Origin of the sequence: Candidatus Contendobacter odensis Run_B_J11 (assembly GCF_000531125.1) — a bacterium.
Taxonomy (GTDB): Bacteria; Pseudomonadota; Gammaproteobacteria; order Competibacterales; family Competibacteraceae; genus Contendibacter; species Contendibacter odensensis.
In genome coordinates this window covers 1-3,376 of the sequence record NZ_CBTK010000236.1, presented here as the reverse complement: position 1 = coordinate 3,376, position 3,376 = coordinate 1, and the positions used below count along the sequence as shown (strand labels likewise).

Genomic DNA, 3,376 nt, shown 5'->3' with positions numbered 1-3,376 from the left:
AGTCCCGCCGCTCCCGTCGTCCGGCGATCTCGCCCAGCCCCTATCCCGTATTCCCGCGTACCGGTCGCGGGTGAGTCCGTCATGATCTACCTCGTCTTCGCCCATCCCTATCCGTCACAATCGCGAGCCAACCGGGCGTTGCTTGAGGCTGCGTGCTGCCTCCCGAGCGTCGAGGTATGCTCATTGTATGATCGCTATCCCGACTTCGATATCGACGTCGCGGCCGAGCAGGCGGCGCTGGCCCGCGCCCGGCTCATCGTCTGGATGCATCCCGTGTTCTGGTACAGCGTCCCCAGTTTGCTCAAGCACTGGTTCGACCAGGTTCTAACGCTGGGCTGGGCTTACGGCGAGGGCGGCACGGCGCTGCAGGGCAAGGACTGCCTGTGGGTGCCGACGACCGGCGGCGATGAGGCGGCCTACTCAGCCTTCGGCCTTCATCAGCGACCGTTTATCGATTTCATGCGGCCGATCGAGGCGACGGCGCGCTTCTGCGGCATGCGCTGGCACCCCCCGTGCGTCCTCCATGGCGCCAACGACATCGACACGGCGCTGCTGGCGGCGCACGCGCGGCAGTTGCAGCACCGCCTCAACGACGGACTCGCCCTTTACGGCGACCCTGTGGACACCGCGCCATGATGCGGGACGCCCTGATCTATCTCACCGCCGCCGTCCTTTGTGTGCCGCTCGCCCGGCGTCTGGGGTTGGGGTCGGTTCTCGGCTACCTGATCGCCGGCCTCCTCATCGGCCCGTGGGGCCTGCGTTTTGTCAGTGACGTCGAATCGATCCGGCATTTCTCGGAATTGGGCGTCGTGCTGATGTTGTTCATGATCGGACTTGAACTCGACCCGAAGCGGCTGTGGTCAATGCGGCGCGAGGTCTTTGGCGGTGGCGCTCTACAGATGCTGACTTGCGGGATGCTGCTGGCGGGTGGCGGCCTCGCGTGGGGCCTCGCGGGGAAATCGGCGCTGATCGCCGGGCTGGCGCTGGCCTTGTCGTCGACGGCCATCGCTGTGCAGGCGATGAGCGAACGCAATCTGCTGCCGACGCCGACCGGGCGCAGCGCCTTCGCTCTTCTGCTGTTTCAGGATATCGCCGCAGTTCCCCTGCTCGCCGCCATTCCCCTGCTCGCTCTGCCGGGCGCAGCCAGCGGTACGCCGGGACTCGACGCGCTGAAGGCGGTAGGGGCTATGGGTGGCGTCATCATTATGGGGCGCTACGGGACGCGACCGGCCCTGCGCCTGATCGCGGCGGCCGATACCCGCGAAGTGTTCACCGCCTTCGCTTTGCTGCTCGTGCTCGGTATTGCGCACCTGATGACGCAGGTCGGGCTGTCGATGGCGTTAGGCGCTTTTCTGGCGGGCGTACTGCTGGCCGGTTCGGAATACCGCCATGCGCTGGAAACCGACATCGAGCCCTTCAAGGGCCTATTGCTTGGGCTGTTCTTTATCTCGGTCGGCATGTCCATCGATGGCGGACTCGTGTTGGATCGCCCCGGTCCTGTGGCGCTGTTGCTGACCGGCTTCCTCGTCCTCAAGATCGGACTGTTGTGGGTCTTGGCTGGCGTTATGGGCATCACGTCCCAGCAGCGGATGCTATTTGCCGTGCTGCTCGCGCAGGGCGGCGAATTCGCGTTTGTGGTTTTTGCGGCCGCGCAAACCGTCCGCCTGCTGGACCCGGAAACAGGAGCACTACTCACGATGACGGTCGCTTTGTCGATGGCGACGACCCCACTGCTGCTGGTCCTCTATGAGCGTTGGGTCAGCCGCCGAGCGGCACAGCAGAGTGAAGCCGACCCCATCGACGTGGATACCGACGGAGCGATCCTGATCGCCGGCTTCGGCCGCTTCGGCCAGATTGTCGGTCGGCTGCTCTTTGCTAACGGCCTGCGCGCCGTGATCCTTGACCACGATCCAGACCAGATCGAGATGCTGCGCAAGTTTGGTTACCCGGTCTTCTACGGCGACGCGACCCGTCTTGACCTGCTGACCGCCGCCGGCGCGGGTAAAGCCCGGCTCCTAATTAACGCCATCGACGATGTCGATGACAACCTTGCGCTCGTCGACCTCGTCCAGACCCACTTCCCCGGCCTGCGCATCTTCACCCGGGCCCGCAATGTCTCCCACTACCTCGAACTGCGGATGCGCAAGGTCAACCTGATCGAACGCGAGACCTTTGAGGCGGCCTTGAAGACGGGCCGCCAGGTGCTTGAAGCCCTCGGCATCGACCTGTACCGCGCGCGCGAAATGGCCGACATTTTCCGCCGCCACGACGTCGCCACGATGGAAGCGCTGGTTCCCCATTTCCAGGACGAACTGCGGATGCTGACGGTGGCTAAGGCGGGGCGTGAAGAACTCGAACAACTGTTCCGCCGCGACCAGGAAAAATTCGAGAACACGAATCGGGGCGGTTGGAACTCACTCGACCCGCTCACTCCCCCAGTGAAAACGGAAGGATCGAGGGAGGCGGGACGTTTCTCCAAGGGGAGGAGTGCGTCCCTCTGATTTTATCGAATATCCGCACACTCTCAGATCTCTATTCCTCCCATGACCGACTGTCCCGAATTCGGGGTCGTCTCAGAAAACGGATCGCAAAGTACGCTAAGCGTGCGCTGAGGCTGGAGGAGGGTACCGTAGGACAGCGAAGGTCAAGGGAGCCCGTTCTCGCCGAAGGCGCGGGTGCCTCTTGCGCCGTCTGACCTTAACGACGATCAGGCCCGAGCGGTGGCCGCGCGGACGGCGGCTGAAATGGCTGCCGCCGATCCCGGTCAACATCGACGACCCAGACGCCTTGCCGGTCACGATTAGGCCGGTCAAATGATTTGCGAGGTCGCTATGGAATGACCACAACACCCTCGTGTCGATCCCCCGACCCTGAAGCGGTTGCTCGCTCGAAAGCTCCCCGGCCTGCCCTCGGTCGGCGTGGAGGCGACGGTCATGGAGGCGTTGAAGGTGAGGGTCGAACAGGAGACTGGCGCTGTTCTGGTGCTGGACGGCGTGCGCGTGGCCGGCCTCTTTTCCGACCGGGATTTTATCCGCCACGGCGCGTCTGGCGGTGGCCCGGCCCGCCTGACGCCGATCCGCGAAGCCATAGCGGACTGCACCGCCTTCGTCACGTCCACGCACACGGCGCCACAGTGCCTGGCGCTAATGACTGAACAGCGGCTCCGCCATCTCCCGGTGTTGGAGGACGGCCATCCCATCGGCCTGCTCTCCCGCGATGAACTGATCGAGGCGATCCGGTCTCACCAAGCGCACGTTCTCAAAGAGATTGAACTGGACCAGATCGTTTTGTTCGCGCGGAACTTACAGTTGTTGATAAACCGATGGGTCATAACCCCCCATGAGAACGTGCCCATGAATCTTGATGCCCTCACTCT

3 protein-coding genes are annotated in these 3,376 nt (G+C 63.8%); all 3 read left to right on the top strand.

Translation table 11 applies throughout. The annotated features are described in order from the left end of the window. Positions 1 to 81 precede the first annotated feature (81 nt). Positions 82 to 636, top strand: a complete 555-nt coding sequence (gene kefF, locus BN874_RS13370; protein ID WP_034434308.1) for a glutathione-regulated potassium-efflux system oxidoreductase KefF — start codon at positions 82 to 84, stop codon at positions 634 to 636. Continuing rightward, on the top strand, positions 633 to 2,501 hold the full coding sequence (gene kefC / locus BN874_RS13365) for a glutathione-regulated potassium-efflux system protein KefC (protein ID WP_051497836.1): 1,869 nt from the start codon (positions 633 to 635) through the stop codon (positions 2,499 to 2,501). The genes kefF and kefC overlap by 4 nt, the downstream gene beginning before the upstream one ends. 432 nt (positions 2,502 to 2,933) lie before the next feature. Further along, a partial coding sequence (locus tag BN874_RS13360) for a CBS domain-containing protein (RefSeq protein WP_051497835.1) occupies positions 2,934 to 3,376 on the top strand: 443 nt, incomplete at its 3' end.

Coding starts and splice junctions, on each gene's coding strand:
- kefF (WP_034434308.1), top strand. CDS start 82: ATGATCTACCTCGTCTTCGCCCATCCCTATCCGTCACAATCGCGAGCC.
- kefC (WP_051497836.1), top strand. CDS start 633: ATGATGCGGGACGCCCTGATCTATCTCACCGCCGCCGTCCTTTGTGTG.